At 69.7% G+C, this 22,309-nt stretch carries 21 protein-coding genes and 1 pseudogene; 15 read left to right on the top strand and 7 right to left on the bottom strand.

What is annotated here, in order from left to right; all coding sequences use genetic code 11:
* The 4 genes from ruvX to KIS93_RS15090 all read left to right on the top strand — a co-directional run bounded on the left by ruvX (nucleotide 1) and on the right by KIS93_RS15090 (nucleotide 4,304).
* On the top strand, nucleotides 1-480 hold the full coding sequence (ruvX, locus tag KIS93_RS15105) for a Holliday junction resolvase RuvX (RefSeq protein ID WP_080036973.1): 480 nt from the start codon (nucleotides 1-3) through the stop codon (nucleotides 478-480).
* 85 nt (nucleotides 481-565) lie between these two features.
* Complete coding sequence (mltG, locus tag KIS93_RS15100) at nucleotides 566-1,996, top strand: endolytic transglycosylase MltG (RefSeq protein WP_268966938.1); 1,431 nt, start codon at nucleotides 566-568, stop codon at nucleotides 1,994-1,996.
* A gap of 211 nt (nucleotides 1,997-2,207) precedes the next feature.
* Complete coding sequence (gene mltG / locus KIS93_RS15095; protein WP_080036974.1) at nucleotides 2,208-3,359, top strand: endolytic transglycosylase MltG; 1,152 nt, start codon at nucleotides 2,208-2,210, stop codon at nucleotides 3,357-3,359.
* 87 nt (nucleotides 3,360-3,446) lie between these two features.
* Nucleotides 3,447-4,304, top strand: a complete 858-nt coding sequence (locus KIS93_RS15090; RefSeq protein ID WP_080036975.1) for a shikimate dehydrogenase — start codon at nucleotides 3,447-3,449, stop codon at nucleotides 4,302-4,304.
* Here the strand turns inward: KIS93_RS15090 and KIS93_RS15085 are convergent.
* Entirely contained in the window at nucleotides 4,276-4,623 is a 348-nt protein-coding gene (locus tag KIS93_RS15085; RefSeq protein ID WP_222107480.1) for a PIN domain-containing protein, read from the bottom strand. The genes KIS93_RS15090 and KIS93_RS15085 overlap by 29 nt on opposite strands.
* 67 nt (nucleotides 4,624-4,690) lie before the next feature.
* Complete coding sequence (locus KIS93_RS15080; protein ID WP_080036977.1) at nucleotides 4,691-4,969, bottom strand: type II toxin-antitoxin system Phd/YefM family antitoxin; 279 nt, start codon at nucleotides 4,967-4,969, stop codon at nucleotides 4,691-4,693.
* A 281-nt stretch (nucleotides 4,970-5,250) separates the two neighbouring features.
* Between KIS93_RS15080 and infC the strand changes: the two genes are divergently transcribed.
* From infC to KIS93_RS15045, 7 genes and pseudogenes are all read left to right on the top strand, one after another.
* Nucleotides 5,251-5,895 (top strand): translation initiation factor IF-3, encoded by a 645-nt coding sequence (gene infC, locus KIS93_RS15075; RefSeq protein ID WP_080036978.1) that lies wholly within the window; start codon nucleotides 5,251-5,253, stop codon nucleotides 5,893-5,895.
* A 121-nt stretch (nucleotides 5,896-6,016) separates the two neighbouring features.
* The gene (gene rpmI / locus KIS93_RS15070; RefSeq protein WP_043622108.1) at nucleotides 6,017-6,211 is read left to right on the top strand and encodes a 50S ribosomal protein L35; all 195 of its coding nucleotides are present in this window, start codon (nucleotides 6,017-6,019) and stop codon (nucleotides 6,209-6,211) included.
* A gap of 27 nt (nucleotides 6,212-6,238) precedes the next feature.
* Entirely contained in the window at nucleotides 6,239-6,622 is a 384-nt protein-coding gene (gene rplT, locus KIS93_RS15065) for a 50S ribosomal protein L20 (protein WP_043622113.1), read from the top strand.
* Nucleotides 6,623-6,699: 77 nt separating this feature from the next.
* A complete protein-coding gene (locus KIS93_RS15060) occupies nucleotides 6,700-7,503 on the top strand; it encodes a TrmH family RNA methyltransferase (protein WP_080036979.1) in 804 nt (267 codons plus the stop codon).
* Between the two features lie 50 nt (nucleotides 7,504-7,553).
* Nucleotides 7,554-8,645 carry a sensor histidine kinase gene (locus tag KIS93_RS15055; protein WP_080036980.1) on the top strand — a complete coding sequence of 364 codons (1,092 nt, stop codon included), beginning with the start codon at nucleotides 7,554-7,556 and terminating at the stop codon, nucleotides 8,643-8,645.
* 131 nt (nucleotides 8,646-8,776) lie between these two features.
* Nucleotides 8,777-9,817, top strand: a complete 1,041-nt coding sequence (gene pheS / locus KIS93_RS15050) for a phenylalanine--tRNA ligase subunit alpha (protein WP_230466446.1) — start codon at nucleotides 8,777-8,779, stop codon at nucleotides 9,815-9,817.
* Nucleotides 9,817-12,368, top strand: a pseudogene (locus KIS93_RS15045) (phenylalanine--tRNA ligase subunit beta). Before pheS ends, KIS93_RS15045 begins: the two are co-directional and overlap by 1 nt.
* A gap of 39 nt (nucleotides 12,369-12,407) precedes the next feature.
* Here KIS93_RS15045 and KIS93_RS15040 read toward each other — a convergent pair.
* Entirely contained in the window at nucleotides 12,408-12,893 is a 486-nt protein-coding gene (locus KIS93_RS15040; RefSeq protein WP_246005286.1) for a Uma2 family endonuclease, read from the bottom strand.
* A 164-nt stretch (nucleotides 12,894-13,057) separates the two neighbouring features.
* Here KIS93_RS15040 and KIS93_RS15035 point away from each other — a divergent pair, with 164 nt between their 5' ends.
* Both KIS93_RS15035 and KIS93_RS15030 read left to right on the top strand, forming a co-directional pair.
* Nucleotides 13,058-13,294, top strand: a complete 237-nt coding sequence (locus tag KIS93_RS15035) for a hypothetical protein (protein WP_080036984.1) — start codon at nucleotides 13,058-13,060, stop codon at nucleotides 13,292-13,294.
* A gap of 120 nt (nucleotides 13,295-13,414) precedes the next feature.
* The gene (locus tag KIS93_RS15030; protein WP_080036985.1) at nucleotides 13,415-14,158 is read left to right on the top strand and encodes a metallophosphoesterase family protein; all 744 of its coding nucleotides are present in this window, start codon (nucleotides 13,415-13,417) and stop codon (nucleotides 14,156-14,158) included.
* A gap of 170 nt (nucleotides 14,159-14,328) precedes the next feature.
* Here KIS93_RS15030 and KIS93_RS15025 read toward each other — a convergent pair whose 3' ends face one another.
* The 4 genes from KIS93_RS15025 to KIS93_RS15010 form a co-directional block, all read right to left on the bottom strand.
* On the bottom strand, nucleotides 14,329-15,618 hold the full coding sequence (locus tag KIS93_RS15025) for an MFS transporter (protein ID WP_230465999.1): 1,290 nt from the start codon (nucleotides 15,616-15,618) through the stop codon (nucleotides 14,329-14,331).
* Nucleotides 15,619-15,742: 124 nt separating this feature from the next.
* The gene (locus tag KIS93_RS15020) at nucleotides 15,743-16,096 is read right to left on the bottom strand and encodes a nuclear transport factor 2 family protein (protein ID WP_080036986.1); all 354 of its coding nucleotides are present in this window, start codon (nucleotides 16,094-16,096) and stop codon (nucleotides 15,743-15,745) included.
* An 80-nt stretch (nucleotides 16,097-16,176) separates the two neighbouring features.
* Nucleotides 16,177-16,584: a hypothetical protein gene (locus tag KIS93_RS15015; RefSeq protein ID WP_080036987.1), complete on the bottom strand. Its 408-nt coding sequence runs from the start codon at nucleotides 16,582-16,584 to the stop codon at nucleotides 16,177-16,179.
* A gap of 230 nt (nucleotides 16,585-16,814) precedes the next feature.
* Nucleotides 16,815-18,476 (bottom strand): class I adenylate-forming enzyme family protein, encoded by a 1,662-nt coding sequence (locus KIS93_RS15010; protein WP_080036988.1) that lies wholly within the window; start codon nucleotides 18,474-18,476, stop codon nucleotides 16,815-16,817.
* 306 nt (nucleotides 18,477-18,782) lie between these two features.
* Here KIS93_RS15010 and KIS93_RS15005 point away from each other — a divergent pair, with 306 nt between their 5' ends.
* Nucleotides 18,783-20,396, top strand: coding sequence for an endo-1,4-beta-xylanase (locus KIS93_RS15005; RefSeq protein ID WP_230466000.1), 1,614 nt, complete (start codon nucleotides 18,783-18,785; stop codon nucleotides 20,394-20,396).
* Nucleotides 20,397-20,851: 455 nt separating this feature from the next.
* Complete coding sequence (locus KIS93_RS15000) at nucleotides 20,852-21,904, top strand: hypothetical protein (protein WP_155126558.1); 1,053 nt, start codon at nucleotides 20,852-20,854, stop codon at nucleotides 21,902-21,904.
* Nucleotides 21,905-22,309: the final 405 nt, after the last annotated feature.

Genomic DNA, 22,309 nt, shown 5'->3' with positions numbered 1-22,309 from the left:
ATGAGGTTCGGTTCACGGATCGGCGTGGACGTCGGCTCCGTACGCATCGGCGTGGCCCGCAGCGACCCCAGCGGGCTGCTGGCCACGCCGGTCGAGACGGTCAGGCGCGGCAAGGGCGACCTCGCCCGCATCGCGGCGATCGTCGAGGAGCACGAGGCCATCGAGGTCGTGGTGGGGCTGCCCACCTCGCTGTCGGGGCGCGAGGGGCAGGCCGCGGGGCTGGCGCGCGAGTTCGCCGCCAAGCTGGCCGCCAGGCTCGCGCCCACGCCCGTACGGCTGTTCGACGAGCGGCTCACCACGGTCGCGGCCCAGCACGGGCTGCGGGCCAGCGGCGTACGCGCCAAGAAGCAGCGCGGCGTCGTCGACCAGGCGGCGGCCGTCGTGCTGCTGCAGGACGCGCTCGACTCCGAGCGCGCCACGGAAAGACCACCAGGCAGGCCCGTCGAACCGCCACCGGCGGCCGACGGACCTGCCTCATGAGCGGGCGGGCGACGGGGGTCCGTCCCGCTGGGACGCACCGGGCGGCTGAGGCGGGGCATGCGCTCGCCGCCGGTGAGGTGATCTCGTGAACGGGACACCTGAGGACGAGGACGACGTCGGCGACGTGATCCCGTTCCGCACCTCCTCCTCGGAGGACCGCTCCGCGGAGGAACGGGACCCGGAGGGCGGCTCTCGGGAGGGCCACTCTGCGGAGGGGCGTGTGCCGACGGAGGGGCACTCGCCGGAAGGTCACTCACCAGAGGGCCGCTCCCCGGAGGGTCCCTCCCTGGAGGGCCGCTCCCTGGAGGGCCGCTCCCTGGAGGGCCGCTCCCCGGAGGGCCGCTCTTCGGAGGAAGGCGGCCTGCCGGGCAAGGCCTTCGGCGAAGGAGCCCGTCAGGGCCCGCCGGAGGCCGGGGCACCGGACGAGCCGGGAGCGGAACCCGGGCCGGAGGCGGAGGTCATCCCGCTGCCCGCCGCACACCGCCGGCGGGCCGTGCGCAAGGTCGGCCTGCTCGCCGCGGGCCTGCTGGCCGGGGCGCTGGCCCTGGGCGCGGGCGCCATCGTGGTGCTCAGGCCGTACCTGAGCCCCGACGACTTCGACGGGCCGGGCAGCGGCACGGTGACCGTGCGGATCGCGCCCGGCTCCAGCGCGGAGGCGATCGGCTCGGTGCTGGCCGACGCCGGGGTGGTGGCGAGCGTTGGCTCGTTCGTGAACGTCGCGGAGGACCGCGCGGTCAGCGACCGGCTGCGGCCCGGCCACTATCGGCTGCGCAAGGGCATGGCGGCGGGCGCGGCGCTCGACCTGCTGCTCAACCCGGCGGCGCGGATCGTGCGCAGGGTGACGGTGCCCGAGGGCATGCGGGTGACGGAGGTGTTCGACCGTCTGGCCAAGCAGGCCGGGCTGACGCTCCAGGCGCTCAAGAGCGTGGACCAGGCCCTCGTCGGCCTGCCCGAGTACGCCAAGGGCCTGGAGGGGTTCCTGTTCCCGGCGACGTACGAGATCGAGCCCGGCGACACGGCCGTGGACGTGCTGGCGGCCATGGCCGAGCGCTTCGCCGCCGCGGCGCGCCAGGTGGGCCTGGAGGAGCAGGCGCCGCGCCTGAACCTGACGCCGCTGCAGGTCGTCACGCTGGCCAGCATGATCCAGGCCGAGGGCGGCACCGACGAGGACTATCCGAAGATCTCACGGGTGATCTACAACCGGCTGGCCAAGGACATGCCGCTGGAGATCGACAGCACGGTCCTGTACGCACAGAACCGGAGGACACTACGGGTCACGGAGCGTGACACCAAGGTGAACTCCCCTTACAACACCTATCGCCACAAAGGACTGCCTCCCGGGCCCATCGCCAATCCTGGCGAGAAGGCGCTGATGGCGGCCCTGAACCCTGCCGAAGGTGATTGGCAGTGGTTTGTGACGACGGATCCACGGCATAGAATCACCAAATTCACCAGCAAAGAGAGCGAGTTCGTGAGATACCGGGAAGAGTTGAACAAGAACCTCGGGGCGAGCTGATGTTCGACGGGACCCCCTTCGTTCCCGCACAAAGGTCCCAAAGTGGGGCGTGTGTCCTCTTTCCGTCCCCTAGCATGGCTACTCAGAGTGATCTCCGCCGTTCGGTGCAGAGCGTACGGCGGATCCCCCAGTTCCGCTCGGTGACACCAGCCGGTTGGGCAGTTCCGCTTGACGTCCGGCCGGCGGTACCGGGAGATTGGCCAGCGCACCTATGAACGATCTCGATCTGAACACCCTGCTCGGCGCCGAGGACGACGAAGGCTCGCCACGGCGCCGCTCCCGCTCCGCCCAGCGCGGCGGGCGCAGGCGGCGCCGCCGCCGCAACCGCGGCCGCTTCCTCGCGCCGCTGCTGGCGTTCGTCGTCCTGGCCGGCATCATCGGCGGCGGCGGCTACTACGGCTACCTGTGGCTCAGCGACGCGCTCGTGCCCGACGACTACACCGGTCAGGGCACCGGCGAGGTCGTCATCGAGATCAAGCAGGGCCAGAGCGCCTCCGAGGTGGCACAGGAGCTGGAGCAGCAGGGGGTCGTCGCCAGCGCCAAAGCGTTCATCAACGCCATCTCCAACGCCAACATGAGCGCCTCTCTGCAGCCGGGCTCGTACAAGCTGCGCAAGAAGATGTCGGCGGCCAGTGCCGCCGCGGCGCTCGTCCCCGCCAACCGGCTGCTCGCCACCGTGCAGCTCAAGGAGGGCCTGCGGCTCTCCCAGACCTTCGCCGAGCTGGCCAAGCAGACCGGCAAGCCGGCCAAGGAGTTCGCCGCCGCGGCCAAGGACGTCGACGCCCTCGACCTGCCGCCGTACGCCAAGGGCAAGCTGGAGGGGTACGTCTTCCCCGCCACCTACGAGTTCCAGCCCAAGACCACGCCCAAGGAGATGCTGGCGGAGATGGTCGACCGGTTCAAGCAGGCGGCCGAGCAGGCCGACCTCGAAGCCGGGGCCAAGGCGCTCGGTCACACGCCGCACGACATCATCGTCATCGCCAGCATCGTGCAGGCCGAGGCCGGCCGTACCGAGGACATGGCGAAGATCGCCCGCGTCATCTACAACCGGCTCGACCGCAAGCCGCCGATGAAGCTGCAGATGGACAGCACGACGATGTACGCGCTCGGCAAGTACGGCACCGCCGCCACCAACGCCGAGACCAAGACGCGGCACCCTTACAACACGTACTACGTCGACGGCCTGCCGCCGGGCGCCATCACCAACCCGGGCGACCACGCCATCGAGGCCGCTCTCAACCCGGCCAAGGGCGACTGGCTCTACTTCGTCGCCACCGACCCCAAGAGCAACGTCACCAAGTTCGCCACCACCGAGGCGGAGTTCAACCAGCTGCTGAACGAGTACCGCGCCAACGGCGGCTGACCAGGAGCCTCACGTGACGCGGCCGCCCGGACCTCCGGGCGGCCGCTCGCTGTAAGGTCGTCTTCGTTCGTTCGGAAGGAGTGGGGGATGCGGGCTGCGGTGATGGGGTCGCCCATCGGACATTCGCTCTCGCCCTACCTGCACAGGGCCGCCTACCAGGCGATGCGGCTCGACGGGTGGAGCTACGAGGCGTTCGAGTGCGACGAGGCGCGGCTGCCGGGGCTGCTGGCGGAGCTGCGGCCCGTACGCGGGCAGGCGGGCGCCGGCGAGGACGCCTGGGCGGGCCTGTCGCTCACCATGCCGCTCAAGCGGGCCGTGCTGCCCCTGCTCGACACCGTCTCCGACCTGGCCGTCGAGGTCGGCGGCGCCAACACCGTCGTCTTCCGCGACGGGCGCGCCCACGGCGACAACACCGACGTCTACGGCATCGAACGGGCTCTGGCCGAGGCGGGGGTGCCCGCGCCCCGCTCCGCCACCGTGCTCGGCGGCGGCGCCACGGCCGCCTCCGCGCTGGCGGCCCTGCGCAACCTCGGCCTGTTCACGGCCACCCTCCTCGTCCGCGACCCCGCGCGGGCCGGGAAGACGGTGGCGGTGGCCGAGCGCCTCGGGGTGGCGCTGGCGGTGGAGACGTTCGACAAGCTCGACGCGTTCACGAGCGTGGACCTGGTGGTCTCCACGCTGCCCGGCGGAGCGGCGGACGCCTTCGCGGGACGGCTGGCCCGGGTCCCGGCCCTCTTCGACGTGGTCTACTCGCCCTGGCCCACCGAAGCGGCCGCGGCCGTCACGGCCGGGGGCGGCATCGTGGTCGGGGGCTTCTCGATGCTGCTGCACCAGGCGGTGCGCCAGGTCCAGCTGATGACCGGCGTGACGGAAGTGCCGGTGGAGGCGATGCGCGCGGCCGGCGAGGCGGAGATCCTCAGGCGGTCGGCCAGTCGAACGGGTTGAGCGTCTCCACGTCGAGCCCGGCGAAGTCCTTCTCGTTGCGGGTGACCAGGATCCAGTCGTGCGCCCGGGCGGTGGCGGCGATGAGACCGTCCACGATCGGCAGCGGCCGCATGGCTTGCAACCGCCCCCACTCTTGGGCGACCGCGACGGTGACGGGCAGGATCCGGGTTCTGAACTCGTGGTGGAGGCGGTCCAGCCACGACTCGTAGACGCTCGCCTGGCGGGGTCGCGGCGGCGCAGGAGCTCGACACCCTTGCGGATCTCGCCGAACGCCATGACGCTGAGATACAGGTTGGGCCCGGCGATGGTGTCCAGCCATGCCTGCACCCTCTCGTCGCGGGTGCGCTTGGTCATCTCCGACACGACGTTGGTGTCGAGGATGTAGCTCATTCGGTACCCAGTCCGAGGTCACGCATCTCTGTGCTCTGGTCGCGGTCGAGATCGAGGATGCTGAGGTCGGGAGCCGAGAGCAGGAACTCCTTGAAGTCCGGCTGGCTGCCCTGGAGCTGGCGGTATTCCTCCATGTCGAGGATCACCGCCACGTCGCGCCCGTGCTTGGTGACGACCTGCGGCCCCTCGTCGTGGGCCCTGCGGACGACCTCGCTGAAACGTTGCTTGGCCTCCTGAAGCTGCCATTTGGTGGCTTCGGCCAGTTCTGTCGTCATTTCGCCTCTTTCTGTCTAGTTTCCTGGACAGAAGGCTACTGGAGTGGGGGCGACCTGCGGGATGATTCGAGGGAGTTTCAGCGTTGTGGTAATGTAGCTCTCTGATCGGTCCGGCATGCCTTGCTGGACGCGCAAGCGGAGGTCTCCCTCCCACCTGAGTCGCCGAAAGGCGGCCGGGTCCAGGATCACGCCGGACTACTCCGGGGAGCTCGAGGCCACGAAAGCCACAGAGCTCAGTGGCCCCGCATGCGCGACGTGCGGGGCTTTTCGCATTCGGGGGAATGCGTCAAGCTCCGGACGACGAGCACGTAGGGATCGCAAACCTAGGAGGCCCCATCAGCACTGAGCCCCGCATCAACGAGCGTATCCGAGTTCCCGAGGTTCGCCTCGTGGGCCCGAACGGCGAGCAGGTCGGCATCGTCTCGATTCATGACGCCCTCAAGCTCGCCCAGGAGGCCGACCTCGACCTGGTCGAGGTCGCGGCCACGGCTCGACCGCCCGTGTGCAAGCTCATGGACTACGGCAAGTTCAAGTACGAGTCCGCGATGAAGGCGCGCGAGGCGCGCAAGAATCAGGCGCACACGATCATCAAGGAGATCAAGCTCCGGCCGAAGATCGACCCGCACGACTACGAGACCAAGAAGGGTCACGTGGTGCGGTTCCTCAAGGCGGGAGACAAGGTCAAAGTCACGATCATGTTCCGCGGACGCGAGCAGTCCCGGCCGGAGCTCGGCTTCCGGCTGCTGCAGCGGCTGGCGGACGACGTCCAGGAGCTCGGCTTCGTGGAGTCCCACGCCAAGCAGGACGGCCGTAACATGATCATGGTGATCGGTCCGCACAAGAAGAAGGCCGAGGCGAAGGCGGAAAAGGCCGCAGCCAAGGCCCAGCGTGGCGGCGAGGAGCCTTCCGAACCGACGGAAGCGTGACCCGCGACTGGGGTTAGCCTTACAGCACCCCAGCAGCCACCGGCAGACGTAAGACGCCGCGACCGGGCCGGCCAGCACCGGCCCGGCCACCGGCACGACCGAAACGAGGAGAGACGGCGACATGCCGAAGATGAAGACGCACAGCGGTGCGAAGAAGCGGTTCCGGCTCACCGGCACCGGCAAGATCAAGCGTCGCCGTGCCAACCGCGCGCACTACAACGAGTGGAAGTCGTCCACGCTGACGCGCCGTCTCAAGAACGAGGTCGTCCTTTCCGACGCCGATTCCAAGAAGATCAAGAAGCTGCTCGCCAAGTAGCGCGAACTTTCCCCGGGGAGAAGAAACATGGCACGCGTGAAGCGGGCGCTCAACGCCAAGAAGAAGCGCAGGGTCGTCCTCGAGAGGGCGAGCGGTTACCGTGGCCAGCGGTCGCGGCTCTACCGCAAGGCCAAGGAGCAGATGCTCCACTCGATGACGTACGCCTACCGCGACCGTAAGGACCGCAAGGGCGCCTTCCGTCGTCTGTGGATCCAGCGCATCAACGCCGCCGCTCGTCAGAACGGCATGACGTACAACCGCCTGATCCAGGGTCTGCGGCTGGCCAACATCGAGGTCGACAGGAAGATTCTCGCCGACCTCGCGGTCAACGACAGCCAGACCTTCGCCACGCTCGTCGAGGCCGCCAAGAAGGCGCTGCCGGCGAACGTGAACGCTCCGGCCGCGAGCTGAAGCGGTCGATCCAACCGGAGGGCCCACCGAGCGACGGTGGGCCCTTTGTTGCTGTTTGTACGAGGTGAGGGGAAGTTGTGGCCGGGTCCGAGCTGACCAACGTCAGGTCGCCGCGCGTGAAGGCCGCCAGGCGGCTCACCAAGCGCGCCTTCCGCGAGCAGGACAGGAAGTTCCTGGCCGAGGGGCCGCAGGCGGTGCGCGAGGCGCTCAAGCTGGACGACGTGACGCTGGAGCTGTTCACCACGGCCGAGGCCGAGCTGCGCCACCCCGAGATCGTCGACGAGGCGGCCCGCAAGGGCGTCCCCGTGCACCGGGCCAGCGGCGAGGTCATGTCCGAGCTCTCCCAGACCGTGACCCCGCAGGGCCTGGTGGCCGTCTGCCGGCTCGTGCACGTGCCGCTGGAGGAGTCGCTGGCCGGCGATCCGCGGCTGGTGGCGGTGCTGGCGCACGTACGCGACCCGGGCAACGCGGGCACCGTGATGCGCGCGGCCGACGCCGCGGGCGCCGACTCCGTGATCTTCACCGACGCCTCGGTGGACCCGTACAACGGCAAGTGCGTGCGCGCCAGCGTCGGCAGCCTGTTCCATCTTCCCGTGACGATCGGTGCACCGGTGGGCGCCGCCGTGCGTCAACTGAGGGAGCGGGGCCTGCGCGTGCTGGCGGCCGACGGCGCGGGCAAGCACACGCTCGATGACGTCGATCTTTCCGGTCCCACCGCGTGGATCTTCGGCAACGAGGCCTGGGGGTTGCCCGAGGAGATACTCGCCGAGGCGGACGATGTGGTCAGAGTGCCCATCTACGGACAGGCTGAAAGCCTGAACCTGGCCACCGCCGCGGCGGTATGCCTTTACTCCTCGGCCAGGGCGCAGCGAGTGCCCTAGGGGGCCGAAAACCCGCTATTGTCGGCGTTGTAGGCGGAGGAGGCGAGGTCGTGCACGGCGCAGACACCGACGGGCGAGTAGTGGCCGCCGCGTGCACGATAGCCATCGACGATCTTCCCGACGGCCTCATCGTGACCGACCGATATGGGTGCGTCCTGGCCGTCAACCGCGCGGCCGCGCGGCTCACCGGCGTCGCCATGGAGCGCGCCGTCGGCCGGCACATGAACGACGTGTTCCCGTTCCGCGACCACGACGGCCGCGACTGGTGGAAGGCGCTCGACCCCGAGGGCGGGCTGCGCACCAGGGTCCGGGCCCCTGAGCGGCCGCTGCACCTGCCCGGCGGGCAGGAGCTCTACGTCGCGGCCAGGCTCGTCCGCGAGCCCGAGCGGGGCGGCGAGGTCGAGCGGGTCACCATCACCCTGCGCGACGGCGGCGCCCGCGCCCGGCTGGAGCGCAGCCGCGCCGACCTGGTCTCCACCGTGGCCCACGAGCTGCGCTCGCCGCTGACCAGCGTCAAGGGATTCACCGCGACGCTGCTGGCCAAGTGGACCCGCTTCACCGACGAGCAGAAGCGCGTCATGCTCGAAACGGTCAACAACGACGCCGACCGCGTCACCCGCCTCATCACCGAGCTGCTCGACGTCTCGCGCATCGAGTCGGGGCGGCTGGAGGTGCGCCGCCAGGTCGTCGACCTGCCCGCCAGGGCGCGCCGGCTCATCGCGGGCCGGGTCGCGGCGGGCGAGCCGGAAGACCGCTTCCGGCTGATCGTCGGCGACGACCTGCCCGAGATGTGGCTCGACCAGGACAAGATCGACCAGATCCTGGGTAACCTGGTGGAAAACGCGCTGCGCCATGGGCGCGGCACCGTGACAATAGAGATCGAGTCCGTCGGATGGGGAGTTGCCGTGTCGGTGCGCGATGAGGGCGAGGGCATCGAGCCCGAGCTGGCCCCGCGCGTCTTCAGGCAGTTCTGGCGGGGCGGCAACAGCCGCCGCCGCGGCGGCACCGGCCTGGGCCTGTTCATCGTCAAGGGCCTGGTCGAGGCACACGGCGGCACGATCACGGTGCAGCGCGCGCCCGAGGGCGGGGCGGAGTTCCGATTTACCGTGCCCACCGGCACGCCCGACTTCGCCAGCGTCTAGTTGCCGAATGCGGGCCCGGTGGGCGGGCCCCACTAGACTCTTTTCCGCTCAAGCCCTGGATACGGAGCCCACTCTTGTCTGACTACGATCCCGTCGAGGTGACACCGTTGCATGCCGACGAGGTGTCCCGGATGGAGGCCGACGCCATCGCGGCGATCAAGGCGGCCGGCGACCTCGACGCACTCAAGCAGGCCAGGCTGGCGCACGCGGGTGACCGCTCGCCCATCGCCCTGGCCAACCGCGAGATCGGGGCACTGCCCCCGGCCGCCCGCGCCGAGGCGGGCAAGCGGGTCGGCGGCGCCCGCAAGGCGATCAACGAGGCGCTGGCCGCGCGCCAGGCCGAGCTGGAGGCCGAGCGCGACGCGCGGGTGCTCGTCGAGGAGACCGTCGACGTCACCCTGCCATGGGACCGCCGCCCGCGCGGCGCCCGCCACCCGCTGACCACCCTTCAGGAGCGCATCGCCGACGCGTTCGTCGCCATGGGCTACGAAGTGGCCGAGGGGCCCGAGCTCGAAGGCGAATGGTTCAACTTCGACGCGCTCAACATCGCCAAGGACCACCCGGCCCGCTCCGACCACGACACGTTCTTCGTCGGCTCCACCGACTCGGGCATGGTCCTGCGCACGCAGACCTCGCCGGTGCAGGTGCGCGCGCTGCTGCAGCGCGAGCTGCCGGTGTACGTGATCTCGCCGGGCAAGACGTTCCGCACCGACGAGCTCGACGCCACCCACACCCCGGTCTTCCACCAGACCGAGGGCCTGGCCGTCGACGAGGGCCTGACCATGGCCCACCTCAAGGGCACGCTCGACCGCTTCGCCGAGGTGATGTTCGGCAAGGGCATCACGACCCGGTTCCGGCCCAACTACTTCCCGTTCACCGAGCCGTCCGCCGAGATGGACCTCAAGTGCTTCGTCTGCCGCGGCGCCTCCGCCGTGCCCGGCAACCCGCCCTGCCGCACCTGCAAGTCGGAGGGCTGGATCGAGTGGGGCGGCTGCGGCATGGTCAACCCGCGCGTGCTCATCGCGTGCGGCGTCGACCCCTCCCGTTACTCCGGCTTCGCGTTCGGCATGGGCATCGAGCGGACGCTGATGTTCCGCCACAACGCCGAGGACATGCGTGACATGGTCGAGGGCGACATCCGCTTCACCCTCCCGTTCGGAATGGAGATCTGATGAAGGTCCCGCTCTCCTGGCTGCGGGAGTACGTCGATCTCCCGGCGGCCACCGCGCACGAGGTGGCCGACAAGCTGACCGCGGCCGGGCTCAAGCTCGAGTCCATCACCTCCCACGGCCACGACGTCAAGAACGTCGTCGTCGGCGAGGTGCTCGACTTCGAGGAGCTGTCCGGCTTCAAGAAGCCGATCAGGCACTGCAAGGTCGAGGTGGGCGAGGCGACGCCGCGCGAGATCATCTGCGGCGCCACCAACTTCTCCGCCGGCGACCGCGTGCCCGTCGTCCTGCCCGGCGGCGTGCTGCCCGGCGGGTTCGAGGTCGGGGCGCGCAAGACGTACGGGCGGATGTCCGAAGGCATGATCTGCTCCGAGCGCGAGCTCGGCCTCGGCGACGACCACAACGGCATCATGGTGCTGCCCGCGGGCACGCCGATCGGCACCGACGTGGTCGAGCTGCTCGGCCTGCGCGACGACGTGATCGAGCTGGAGATCACGCCCGACATCGGCTACGCCCTGTCGATCCGCGGCGTGGCCCGCGAGGTCGCCACCGCGTTCGGCGTGGCCTTCCGCGACCCCGCCGACGTCGAGCTGCCCGCCGAGACCGCGCCCGCGTGGCCGGCCTCGATCGCCGACCCGACCGCGTGCGACCGGTTCGTGCTGCGCGAGGTCAGCGGCTTCGACCCGGCCGCGCAGAGCCCGCTGTGGATGCGCGTACGCCTCACGCGGGCCGGCATGCGCCCCGTGTCGCTGGCCGTCGACATCACCAACTACCTGATGCTGGAGCTGGGGCAGCCGCTGCACGCGTTCGACCGGGCCAAGCTGCGCGGCGAGATCGTCGTGCGCCGGGCCGCGGCCGGCGAGCGGCTGGAGACCCTCGACCACGTCGTCCGCGAGCTCGACCCCGACGACATCCTCATCACCGACGAGTCGGGCCCCATCTCGATGGCCGGCACGATGGGCGGCCTGGAGACCGAGATCTCCGACGCCTCCACCGACATCGTCATCGAGGCCGCGCACTTCTCCGCCACCGGCATCTCCCGCGAGTCCCGCCGGCACGGGCTCGTGTCCGAGGCGTCCAAGCGGTTCGAGCGCGGCGTCGACCGCGAGCTGCCGCTCGTCGCCTCCTGGCGGGCCGTGCAGCTGCTGGCCGAGCTGGGCGGCGCCACCATCCGGCCCGGCGTCACGCACGCCGAGGTCGAGGTCGAGCCGGCCCGCATCGCCATCCCGGCCGGCTATCCCGGCCGCGTCGCCGGGGTCGACTACTCCAAGGACACCGTGGTCGCGCGGCTGGAGCAGGTCGGCTGCGTCGTCGTCGACGGCGACGACCCCGCCGTGCGCAAGGGCGGCGTGGCCCCCACCGGCGTCGTGACCGGCGGCGCGCTGGCCGCCAAGCTGGCCGTCACCGGCGACGACATGATCACCGTGACGCCGCCGTCCTGGCGTCCCGACCTCACCGACCCCAACGACCTGGCCGAGGAGGTCATCCGGCTGGAGGGCTACGAGAGCCTCCCGTCCGTGCTGCCCTCCGCCCCGGCGGGCGCCGGCCTCACCGAGGGCCAGCGGCTGCGCAGGCGGGTCGGCAGGGCGCTGGCCGAGGGCGGCTACGTCGAGGTGCTCAGCTACCCGTTCATCAGCCCCGACGACTTCGACCGGCTGCTGCTGCCCGCCGACGACGCGCGCCGCGCCGCCGCCCGGCTGGCCAACCCGCTGTCCGAGGACGAGCCGCTCATGCGCACGACGCTGCTGCCCGGGCTGCTCAAGACCCTCGTCCGCAACGTCGGGCGCGGCCACACCGACGTGGCGATCTTCGAGACGGGCTCCGTCTACCGGCCCCGCCCGAACGCGCCCGAAGTGGCGCCCGTGCTCGGCGTCGAACGCCGGCCCACCGCCGAAGAGGTCGCCACCATCGAGGCGGCCCTGCCCGACCAGCCGCTGCGCGTCGCCGTGGTGCTGGCCGGCGAGTTCGAGCGGTCCGGCTGGTGGGGCGGCGGGCGCGCCGCCTCCTGGGCCGATGCCGTCCAGGCCGCCCGGCTCGTCGCCGCCGAGGCGCGGGTGGAGCTGTCCATCAGCGCCGACCAGCACGAGCCCTGGCACCCCGGCCGGTGCGCCGCCCTCTACGTGGGCGACACGCTCGTCGGACACGCCGGGAGCTGCACCCGAGAGTCGTCGAGGCGTACGGGCTGCCCCCGCGCACGGCGGCGATGGAGCTGGAGCTGTCGCGGCTGGAGACCGCCATGCCCGGCCCCGTCCAGACGCCCGCGGTGTCGCCCTACCCGGTGGCCACGCAGGACGTCGCCCTGATCGTGCCCGACTTCACGCCGGTCGCCGACGTGGAGGCCGCGCTGCGCGACGGGGCCGGGGAGCTGCTGGAGTCGATCCGGCTGTTCGACGTGTACGCGGGGGCGCAGGTGGGCGAGGGGAACAAGTCGCTCGCCTACTCGATGCGCTTCCGCGCCGCCGACCGCACCCTGACCGCCGAGGAGACCACGGCGGCACGGGACGCGGCGGTGGCGATGGCAGCCGACCGCGTGGGGGCCCAGCTCCGCGGCTGATGATGGGGGCCGGCACGTCGGGTGCCGGCCCTTCCGCGTTCACATGCGGGCGATCGCGGTGAGATCGAGGTCCACGGCGAACGGAACGATCGGCGCGAACCGGTCACCGTGGACGCCGGTGCACGTATAGGCGCCGGTGGCGGGGTCGAGCTCGTGGGCCCGGATGACCAACCGGTCGTCCCGGGGCTCGGCCAGCCAGAAGTGCGGGATGCTGGCCTCGGCGTAGAGCAGGGGTTTGCGTCTCGTGTCCCGTGGCCGGGTGTCCTCGCTGACCACCTCCACGACCAGGACGACGTCTTCCCCTCGGTAGAAGGTGCGGTGCGGGTCATCGGCACCGTCGTGGCGGATGACGGTGACGTCGGGTTCCGGGCGCTGGGCCTCGTCGAGGACGATCGTCATGCGGGAGCGCACCAGCAGCCCCGGCGGTGCGGCGTCGGCCAGCGCCCGGTGAAGGCGCGACACGGTGAGGCTGTGGCCGCAGGTCTGAGGCGCGAAGAAGGCGAGGCTGCCGTCGATGAGCTCCACGTGCGTGGGCAGCCCGGCAGTCGGTCGAGGTCCGCCGCGACGAACCCACGCGGCGGCGGCCTGAGCCAGAGGGGAAGGGTTTCCATGCCTGCTTCGAACGTCATGACGGAACGCTACCTGTCGTAACTGTTCGCACGCAGGGATCTCCGGGAGAAGGTGATGCTATGACGCAGTTGCTCGTGTTCGGCGAGAGAGACGACGCCGAAGAGGTCGCCGAGACGCTGGGGGAGTGGTTTCCGGAGCTGGGCGTGCCGCGGGTGGTGCGGGAGACGCTGGCCGGGGAGGACGACGCCGAGGACGCGCAGTGGCTGGTCGTGGTCGAAGGGCTGCACGATGATGATGCTCTGCGTAAGGTGGATGAGCTGGTCGAGCGGTACGACGGGTGGCGTGAGGCGGGCTGATTCACCGGGTGGCTCAATGCGTGCCGAGGAGCACGCCGGGGTGGCGTGAGGCCGGCTGAGGAGTTCGTCGGGTAGCGAACATGGGCACGGGGAGGGGCTCGGGCGCGGGAGAGTGGGGGTATGCGAGTTGCCGTTCTCTCCGACATTCATGGTGTGTTGCCCGCGCTTGAAGCCGTGCTGGCCGAGCCCGACGTGGCCGGGGCCGATCTGATTGTGCTGACCGGTGATGTGGCCGCGGGGCCGATGCCGGTGGAGACGCTTGATCTGCTGGTCTCGCTGGGGGAGCGGGCGTTGTGGGTGAGCGGGAACGCCGATCGGGAGCTGGTCGAGGTCGTCCAAGGGAAGGACTGTCCCTATGCGATCTCGCGGTGGGCGGCCGGGCGGTTGCGGGGCGAGCAGGTGGAGCTGCTGGCGGGGCTGCCGGCGCGGCAGGTGCTGGAGCTGGGGCTGCTGGGGACGACCCTGTTCGTGCACGCGACCCCGCGCAGCGACGAGGAGATGATCCTGGTCGACAGCTCGCTGGAGCGGTGGGCGGAGGTGCTGGCGGGGGAGAGCGCCGCGACCGTGGTGGTGGGCAACACGCACATGCCGTTCGTGCGGCTGGCCGACCGGGTGCGGGTGGTCAATCCAGGTTCCGTCGGGATGCCGTACGGGACGTACGGGGCGCACTGGGCGTTGCTCGACGGGGAGAGCGGCGCGGTGACGTTGCGATGCACGCCGCTCGACGCCCGGACGGTGGGGGAGCGGCTCAAGGCCGAGAGCGGGTTCGAGGAGATCGAGGAGTGGGTGCGGGAGTACGTGACCAGCGTGTACTCCGACGCCGAGGCGCTGCGGGCGTTCGCCCAGGCCGAGGGGAGGGCCTGAGCGACGCCCTCAGGGGCAGGCGGCGGCCTGCGCGGAGCTGCGGCGGCCTGGCCTCAGGGCCGGCGGCGTCCTGAGGGGCAAGCGACGCCCTCAGGGCCAGCGGCGTCCTGAGGGGCAAGGGACCCCCTCAGGACCAGCGGCGTCCCGAGGGGCAAGCGACGCCCTCAGGGTCAGGCCGTGGCCTCCGCGGCTGCGGCGGCCTCGCGGCGGGCCTTTTCGGCGAGCGCGTGCTCGTCCGTCCTGGCGTCGTAATGCAGGAACTTCGGCAGGGCGGTGGCCAGGCCGAGGACGGCGGCGACGCACAGGATGCCGCCGGCGGAGAGGGAGAAGCGGGTGCCGCCGAAGTTGGCCATGAGGCTGGCCCGGGCGTTGCCGAGCATCGGGCCGCTGGCGTACGACAGGAGCTCGATGCCGGCCAGGCGGCCTCGGTACTCGGGCGGGATCGTCTGGTTCCACATCGTCATCCGGAAGATGCCGCTGATCATGTCGGCGGCGCCGGCGAGGGCGATGCAGACGAAGACGAGCCAGACGTTCGGGGCGAGGCCGGTGAGGGCGACCGCGGCGCCCCAGAGGATGGCGGCGACGATCACGCCGAGCCCCTGGCGCTGCACCCGCGCCGTCCAGCGGCCGGTGAGCGAGGCGATCAGGGCGCCGACCGCGGCGGCCGAGTAGAGCAGGCCGAGCGCCTGCGGGGCGCGCAGCTCGTCGGCGAGGAACGGGTACAGCGACGTGGCCATGGCGAACACCATGGCGGCGATGTCCACGAGGTAGGTGCCCATGAGGTCCTTGCGGCTGACCGCGTACCGCACGCCTTCGAGGAGCGAGCGCAGCGAGGCGGGCGCGGCGTCCTCGGCGGGCGGAATCGAGCGGACGCGCCAGAGCAGCACGAGCGACAGGACGAACGTGAGCGTGTCCACGGCGTAGGCGGAGGCGGTGCTCCAGGTGACGAGCAGGCCGCCGAGCGCGGGGGCGACGATGGCGCCGAAGTTCCAGCGCAGGCTCGACAGCACGGCGGCCGACGCCTGCTGGTCGTGCTTGACGACCTGCTGGATGACGGCCTCCAGGCTCGGGCGTTGCAGGGAGGCGAGGCCGGTGGACAGGGCGCCGACCGCGTACAGGACCCAGACCTGCGGGCTGGGCAACAGCGCGTTGACGAGCAGGGCGGCGGACGTGACCAGCAGGCCGAGCTCGCTCCAGACGATGATGGTGCGGCGGTCGAGCGCGTCGGCGATGGCGCCGCCCCACAGGCCGCACACCACCATCGGCACGAACTCCGCCAGGCTCACCAGGCCGACCGCCAGGTAGGAGTCCGTCAGCTCCTTCATCTGGTACGGCACCGCGACCATCGTGATCATGGTGCCGAACATCGTGATGACGCCGGAGCCGAAGAGCAGCCGGTAGTCGCGGGAGTCGCGCAGCGGGCTCAAGTCCAGCGAAAGGTGACGGATCAGGCGTTTCACGGCAGGTAGCACGATGTGCAATTGTCGGACACCCGTCCACCTGCGGGCAACTCGTTTTCGCAGCGCACGGGAATGCGAACGGCCCTCCGGCGGAGTGCCGGAGGGCCGTGGCGAGGAGGGGGCTTCAGGCGGTGGGGACCTTGTCGAGGAAGCCGAGGACCTTGCGGATCCTGCCGTCCTCGGCCAGCTCGACCACGTCGAACCCGATCGCGACCGGCTCCCCGCCCTCGGGGCCCAGGTGCCAGGTGAAGCGGGCGATGTGGTGGTGGGCGTCGTACAGGTCGCCGGGGGTGAAGACCAGGCCGGGGAACATGCCCTGCGCGCCCTCGATCACGGCGGCGATGCCGGCGTGGCCGGTGACGTCGGCCAGCGGGTCGGTGTAGGTGCCGTCCTCGGTCCACAGCTCGGCCACGGCCTTCGCGCGGGCCTCGGGGTCGGTCTCGTTCCAGCAGGCGATGTAGCGGTCGATGAGGTTCATGGCTCTTGCTCCGTGTCCTAGAGAGCTTTTGCTCCGTGTTTAGAGAGCTTTTGCTCTGTGTCCTGAAGAGAGGGTGGGTGTCAGTTCGTACGGGTCTTGCGCAGGCCGGTGATCTGCAGCTCGGCGAAGAGGGCGACCACCAGCGCCTGGGCGATGGCCCAGATCGCGCCGACCGTGGTGAAGGCGGCGGCGCCGGTGACGACGGCGGCGACGCTGGCCAGCGTCCAGATGATGTTCAGGGCGATGACGGCCTTGGTGCCGGCGGGGCTGATGGCGCGGCGGGTGGCCAGGAGGCCGACGGCGATGCCGTAGACCAGGAGGAAGGCGCCGATGCCGCGCAGCAGGCCGGCGTCCGGGCCGAGCAGGGTGCCGACGGGGCCGGCGAAGGCGAGGTAGATCAGCCCGTTGCCGCCCGTGACGACGGCGTCGGCGGCCAGCGCGAGGCGCAGGAACTTCATCCGGTCGGCGGTGACGGTCAAGGCGGTCATATCGGGCTCCTTCGGGATGGCCTCGTTCGTGCGGACACCTGAAAGATGTCAGGCCAGGGGTAGGAGCCGCGATTACGCGCCAGGTAATGCGCGGGGGCGATCGGCGTTCGGAAGGCGGCCCGAGCAGGGGAAACGCGGGCGCTGTGAGGACCGTCACAGACGGAACAGCTCCTGGGGGACGACCCCCAGGAGCTGTCGGACACGGCGGGGCAGGCCCCGGAAGGTGCCGGTCAGAGGCCGAGGACCTCGCGGCGCAGATGCGTCTTGAGGATCTTGCCGCCGGGGTTGCGGGGCAGCTCGCCCTCGCGGAACCAGACGTGCACCGGGATCTTGAACTTGGCGATCCGCTCCGCCAGGAAGCCCTGCAGCTCCTCGGTGGTGACCGTCCTGCCGGGCGCCAGCCGGACGACCGCGCCGACCTCCTCGCCCAGCTCGTCGTGCGGCACGCCGATGACGGCGGCGTCGTCCACGGCCGGGTGCTCGAACAGGGCCGCCTCGACCTCGGCGCAGTAGACGTTCTCGCCGCCCCTGATCACCATGTCCTTGGCGCGGTCGACGATGTAGACGAAGCCCTCGTCGTCGATCCTGGCCAGGTCGCCGGTGTGCAGCCAGCCGTCGACGAACGTCTGCGCGGTGGCCTCCGGCTTGTTCCAGTAGCCGAGGATGACGTTGGGGCCGCGCACGCACAGCTCGCCCACCTCGCCCGGCGGCAGCTCGGCCCCCATCGGGTCCACGACGCGCACGTCCACGACGGCGGAGGGCAGGCCGATGCTGTCGGGCTTGGCGTGGTAGTCGGCGCCGCCGTTGCCGATGGCCAGGGCCGAGGTCTCGGTCATGCCGTAGCCGTTGGAGGGGGCGCGGTTGGGCAGGTTCGTGGTGATGCGCTCCAGCAGCTTGGGCGGGGCGGGGGCGCCGCCGTAGCCGAGCGTGGACAGGGACGACAGGTCGTACTTGCCGAAGTCGGGGTGCGACATGAGCTGCCAGGCGTTCGTCGGCACGCCGATCATGGCGGTGACCCGTTCCCGCTCGATGAGGCGCAGGGCCTGCTCCGGGTCCCACTTGTACATCAGCACCAGGCCGCCGCCGCTGAACATCGTGGTGGTCATGGCCGAGAAGCAGCCGGTGACGTGGAAGAGCGGGACGGTCAGCAGCGTGATCCGGCGGGCGCCGGCCGCCGCGCCGACGTCCTTGCCGGCCATGGCGACCGCCTTCATCATGCCGTAGGCGACGGTCATGGGCGCCTGGCCGATGTTGCGGTGGCTGCCGAGCGCGCCCTTGGGGCTGCCGGTCGTGCCGGAGGTGTAGAAGATGGTGGCCGGGTCGTCGGGGGCGAGCTCGACGTCCGGAAGCTTGACGTCCGCGACGACCTCGCCCATGACCTCGTCGAACGCGCGCGCCCCGGCCGGCACCTCGCCCCTGGTGACGATCAGCGGCACGCCCGTCGGCGCCAGGCGGACGGCGCGTTCGCCGTCGGCGATCAGCACCTTGGCCCCGGAGTCGCGCACGCCGTAGGCCAGCTCGGCCTCCGTCCACCAGGCGTTGAGCGGGACGGCGATGGCTCCCGCCGCCAGCGCGGCCGAGAACGCGATCACCCATTCGGGGTAGTTGCGCATCGCCACGGCCACCCGGTCGCCCTTGGCCACGCCGTACTCCTCGACCAGCCGGCCCGCGAGGGTGGCGGCGCGGCGGAAGTGCTCCTCGAACGTGATGTGCTCGTCCTCGTAGACGAGGAACACCTTGTCCCCGTGGAACCTGCTCATCTCCAGCAGGGCGCGGAAATGGGCGGGAGCGTGCTTCCACGTGCGTACGCCGGTGTCGCCGATCTCTTCCATCTCGAAGAGCTGGCCGGGGGCGGTGAGCTGGGCCTGGACCTGGGCGTGCGAAAGAGACATACGCAGAACTCCCGCAGTGGACGATTATTCCGGAGATTTCACAGTACCGACCGGTAGGTACGTCGCGCTAGACAGTCATCGGGGGACGCAGTGCATGTGAAAGTTTCATTGATCTACCGATAGTTTCTGGCTTCCAACTGCTGGTTTAGCCCCGTGGTGAACCTGCCATTGACCGCTCACGCGCATGTCAATACCGTCTGCCATGCGGTCTGGAACAGACCGAAACTTTCGGAATCGAGTGCCTGCCTCCGGAGGTAGATGTCCGTGCATTCGTCCTCGCTCCTACGACTCCTCACGTTAGTGGGGATGCTCGCAGCCTTCCTCCTGCCCGCCACCTCGGCCGAGGCGTCCGCGCCGCTGCGCACGCACGCCGCCGCCAGGGGCAAGTTCATCGGCGCGGCGCTCGCCACCAGCCCGCTGGCCAACGAGACCTCCTACCGCACCATCGCGGCCACCGAGTTCAGCCAGGTGACCGCCGAGAACGCGATGAAGTGGGAGTCGACGGAGCCCAACCAGGGCCAGTTCACCTTCTCCGGCGCCGACGCCATCGTCAACTTCGCCACCCAGAACAACCAGCAGGTCCACGGCCACACGCTGATCTGGCACCAGCAGACGCCCGGCTGGGTGCAGGGCCTCAGCGCCTCCGCCATGCGCACCGCCATCCAGAACCACATCAGCCAGGTCGTCGGCCGCTACGCCGACAACCCGGCCGTCACGTCGTGGGACGTCGTCAACGAGGTGTTCGACGACAACGGCGGCTGGCGCACCTCGTTCTGGTACAACACGCTCGGCCAGAGCTTCGTCGCCGACGCCTTCCGCGCCGCCCGCGCCGCCGACCCCGACGCCCGGCTGTGCATCAACGACTACAACGTCGAAGGCATCAACGCCAAGAGCACCGCCATGTACAACCTGGTCTCGTCGCTGCGCCAGCAGGGCGTGCCCGTGGACTGCGTGGGCTTCCAGGGCCACCTCGCCATCCAGTACGGCTTCCCCAGCGACATCCAGCAGAACATGCAGCGCTTCGCCGACCTCGGCGTCCAGGTGCGCGTCACCGAGCTGGACATCCGCATGCAGATGCCCCGCGACTCCAGCAAGGACACCACCCAGGCCACCTACTACCGCAACGTCATCAACGCCTGCAACGCCGTCACCGCCTGCGCCGGCGTGACGATCTGGGGCTTCACCGACAAGTACTCCTGGGTGCCCGACACGTTCTCCGGCCAGGGCGCCGCACTGATCTACGACGAGAACTACCAGCAGAAGCCCGCCTACACCGCCGTGCACGACGCCCTCGCGGGCGGCACCAGCACCGACACCACCCCGCCGACCACGCCCGGCACGCCCACGTCCAGCAACGTGACGTCCAACTCCGCCACGCTCACCTGGACCGCCTCCACCGACAGCGGCGGCAGCGGCCTGGCCGGCTACAACGTCTACCGCGAGCAGGGGACGACCGACACGCAGCTCGGGCAGAGCACCACCAACTCGATCAACCTCACCGGGCTCACCCCCAACACCCAGTACCAGGTGTACGTCCGCGCCCGTGACGGCGCCGGCAACCTGTCGTCCAACTCGGCGCTCGCCACGTTCACCACCCAGTCGGGGCCGTCGGGCGGCGGATGCACCGCCACCGGCACCATCCAGACCCAGTGGAACAACGGCTACGTCGTCCAGCCCGTCACCGTCACCAACACCGGCTCCTCCGCGATCACCGGCTGGACCGTCACCTTCACCCTGCCCGCCGGCCACACGCTCGCCGGCTCGTGGAACGCCTCCGTGACCGTCAGCGGCCAGACCGTCACCGCCAAGAACGCCGGCTACAACGGCAACCTGGCGGCCAACGCCAGCACCAGCTTCGGCTTCCAGGTCACCCGGCCCAGCGGTAACACGCAGACGCCCTCGGGCTACACCTGCGCCTGATCAGGGCCCCTGATCGAGGATCCCCTGGGGCCTGCCCTCCTGCCCGCCCGGCATCGGCACCAGCCCCAGGGGATTCTCCCCGCAACGGCATGCGTGATTGGGCGAACACCTGGTACGCGGCAAAGCCTCCGATGCGTGCCGTGCCCTTCGAGCCGTCCAAGCTGTAGTCCGCGGACAGAGAACCTTTTTAGTCGTCTTTTCTCGAATGTGCTGTCGCGTGACAACCGGCCGCGTAGATTAGTTGTTCAACGACCTTGTTCGCGGGCGGCGGCGGAACCTGCGGCGTATGTCGCCCGTTTAGGAGACGTACCGAAGGATCGGTCGATCTTCTGTTGGGGATGATTCAGATGGGGCGGAAAAGGGGGCGTCGGTCCAAAAAGAGTCAGCAGTCACCCAGTGTGATTGATGGGCGAATTGCTCGGTCCAGAGCAACGATGCAAGCCGCGTCACCGAAGGTGAACCAGTTCGCCGACAAGGCGCAGCCTGCAGCGAGTGAGCCAAGTGCCACCCGATTGACGCTGGTGAAAACGCGTCGCGCCTTCATCGGAGCCATCACGGCCACCACGCTCGCCGTTCTGGGGGGCGCTCTCGGAAATATTGCCTCATCCGGATGGTCGAAGCGGGAAGATCTCCATGACAGCGTCGAATATTTCTTCTTCCTGTTCGACTCCGAACGTTACCCGGAAGCCTACAGAGTGGGGATAGAAGATATTCTTCGCAATACGTCCAGGGGCGGTGCCGAGTTCGTCCGGTGGCTCAACAACGTTGCCTGTGCCGCAGTATGGGATGGGCAACTCTACGCCGCGCTGAGCCTGTTTCATCAGATACCGCCGGGCCATGGGGACTGGTGGAAACCCATAGTCGTCTCGAATCTGGCTTACACTCGATACCATCTAGGGTTGGAGACAGGTAGTTATATCCCCTACCTCGAACGTTCCATCACTTCGCTCGCACTCGACAGTCAGCCGAAACAAGAGGCGTGGTTGCAGCTATGGTCGCGGCAGCCTGCCGGGTCGGATCGGCTCGTAGTGCCGCCACTTGCCGTGTTGTACCGGCTGTACGCGAAGGAGGGCGACTTCCTGAAGTCTTATGAGGCCGCCCGAGCGGACATCGAGCTTCAGGGAATAAGCGCTCAAGGTACGAGATTGGTGGTGGGTTTGATGGCTGAGCCTCTTCGCCGGGAGAAGGAGGCGCTACGTCTAGCCGATCAAGTCACTAGAGAGCACAATCCGCCCTCCTCGTGGGATCACATGGAAGCGGAGCGAGATGTCATCATCTCTCTGCTTTCTGGGAGAGGAAGCGCGACGGGGGCGACTTTTGTCGGGCAAGCGGAGTCCGCCAAAGGGGAATATTATTCGTGGACCAGTCTGGCGGATGTCAGATACTTCCTCGAGGGCTCGCCCTTGCTCCGCCATGAGCTGGGCGAACGGATTCTCGCGAGCTACGAGCAGGTTGATATGGGGCACTTGCTGGCAATGGTGCAATTGAATCGCTTCCTCAAGTCCTAGGCGAAGCCGTGCTCTTTCAACAGCCCTGTTCCCGCTGCGGGATCCGTGCCGGTCAGTGCAGACGGGGGAGATTGCCAGGTAGTCGCCCCGCCACTTGGGCCTGGTCTCCAATGATTTGACGGTGACGGCGGCGCTGCACGATGTCGCGGGCTTGTCGTAGCGGGTGGCCGCACCCTCGAAACTGCTTGAGCCGATTGAGCCGCCTCTGGTCACTGCGTTCGGGATGGTGAGCGCGCTGCCGGGCGCAGTCGTGGATGTGGCCGCCACTCGGGCAGGACGCCAGAGGCCGTCCGGTGCCCTGGCACGCCAGGTGAATTTCGCTGGTCGATCCGCCACAACCCGGTGCCTGCGCCACCTCAGCGTGATGAGAAAGAATGCCTGGCTCCACACCCGCGCCGCCGCACT

The sequence above is a fragment of the [Actinomadura] parvosata subsp. kistnae genome, from assembly GCF_900323885.1.
Classification (GTDB): domain Bacteria; phylum Actinomycetota; class Actinomycetes; order Streptosporangiales; family Streptosporangiaceae; genus Nonomuraea; species Nonomuraea composti.
Note: the sequence above shows the minus strand (reverse complement) of the source record. Positions and strands in the feature narration are given on the sequence as shown.

Excerpts from the sequence above, each read along its gene's own strand:
- ruvX (WP_080036973.1), top strand. The coding sequence starts at position 1 with ATGAGGTTCGGTTCACGGATCGGCGTGGACGTCGGCTCCGTACGCATC.
- mltG (WP_080036974.1), top strand. The coding sequence starts at position 2,208 with ATGAACGATCTCGATCTGAACACCCTGCTCGGCGCCGAGGACGACGAA.
- KIS93_RS15090 (WP_080036975.1), top strand. The coding sequence starts at position 3,447 with ATGCGGGCTGCGGTGATGGGGTCGCCCATCGGACATTCGCTCTCGCCC.
- KIS93_RS15085 (WP_222107480.1), bottom strand. The coding sequence starts at position 4,623 with ATGGCTGGACACCATCGCCGGGCCCAACCTGTATCTCAGCGTCATGGC.
- KIS93_RS15080 (WP_080036977.1), bottom strand. The coding sequence starts at position 4,969 with ATGACGACAGAACTGGCCGAAGCCACCAAATGGCAGCTTCAGGAGGCC.
- infC (WP_080036978.1), top strand. The coding sequence starts at position 5,251 with ATGCGTCAAGCTCCGGACGACGAGCACGTAGGGATCGCAAACCTAGGA.
- rpmI (WP_043622108.1), top strand. The coding sequence starts at position 6,017 with ATGCCGAAGATGAAGACGCACAGCGGTGCGAAGAAGCGGTTCCGGCTC.
- rplT (WP_043622113.1), top strand. The coding sequence starts at position 6,239 with ATGGCACGCGTGAAGCGGGCGCTCAACGCCAAGAAGAAGCGCAGGGTC.
- pheS (WP_230466446.1), top strand. The coding sequence starts at position 8,777 with ATGGAGGCCGACGCCATCGCGGCGATCAAGGCGGCCGGCGACCTCGAC.
- KIS93_RS15035 (WP_080036984.1), top strand. The coding sequence starts at position 13,058 with ATGACGCAGTTGCTCGTGTTCGGCGAGAGAGACGACGCCGAAGAGGTC.
- KIS93_RS15030 (WP_080036985.1), top strand. The coding sequence starts at position 13,415 with ATGCGAGTTGCCGTTCTCTCCGACATTCATGGTGTGTTGCCCGCGCTT.
- KIS93_RS15020 (WP_080036986.1), bottom strand. The coding sequence starts at position 16,096 with ATGAACCTCATCGACCGCTACATCGCCTGCTGGAACGAGACCGACCCC.
- KIS93_RS15015 (WP_080036987.1), bottom strand. The coding sequence starts at position 16,584 with ATGACCGCCTTGACCGTCACCGCCGACCGGATGAAGTTCCTGCGCCTC.
- KIS93_RS15010 (WP_080036988.1), bottom strand. The coding sequence starts at position 18,476 with ATGTCTCTTTCGCACGCCCAGGTCCAGGCCCAGCTCACCGCCCCCGGC.
- KIS93_RS15005 (WP_230466000.1), top strand. The coding sequence starts at position 18,783 with ATGCTCGCAGCCTTCCTCCTGCCCGCCACCTCGGCCGAGGCGTCCGCG.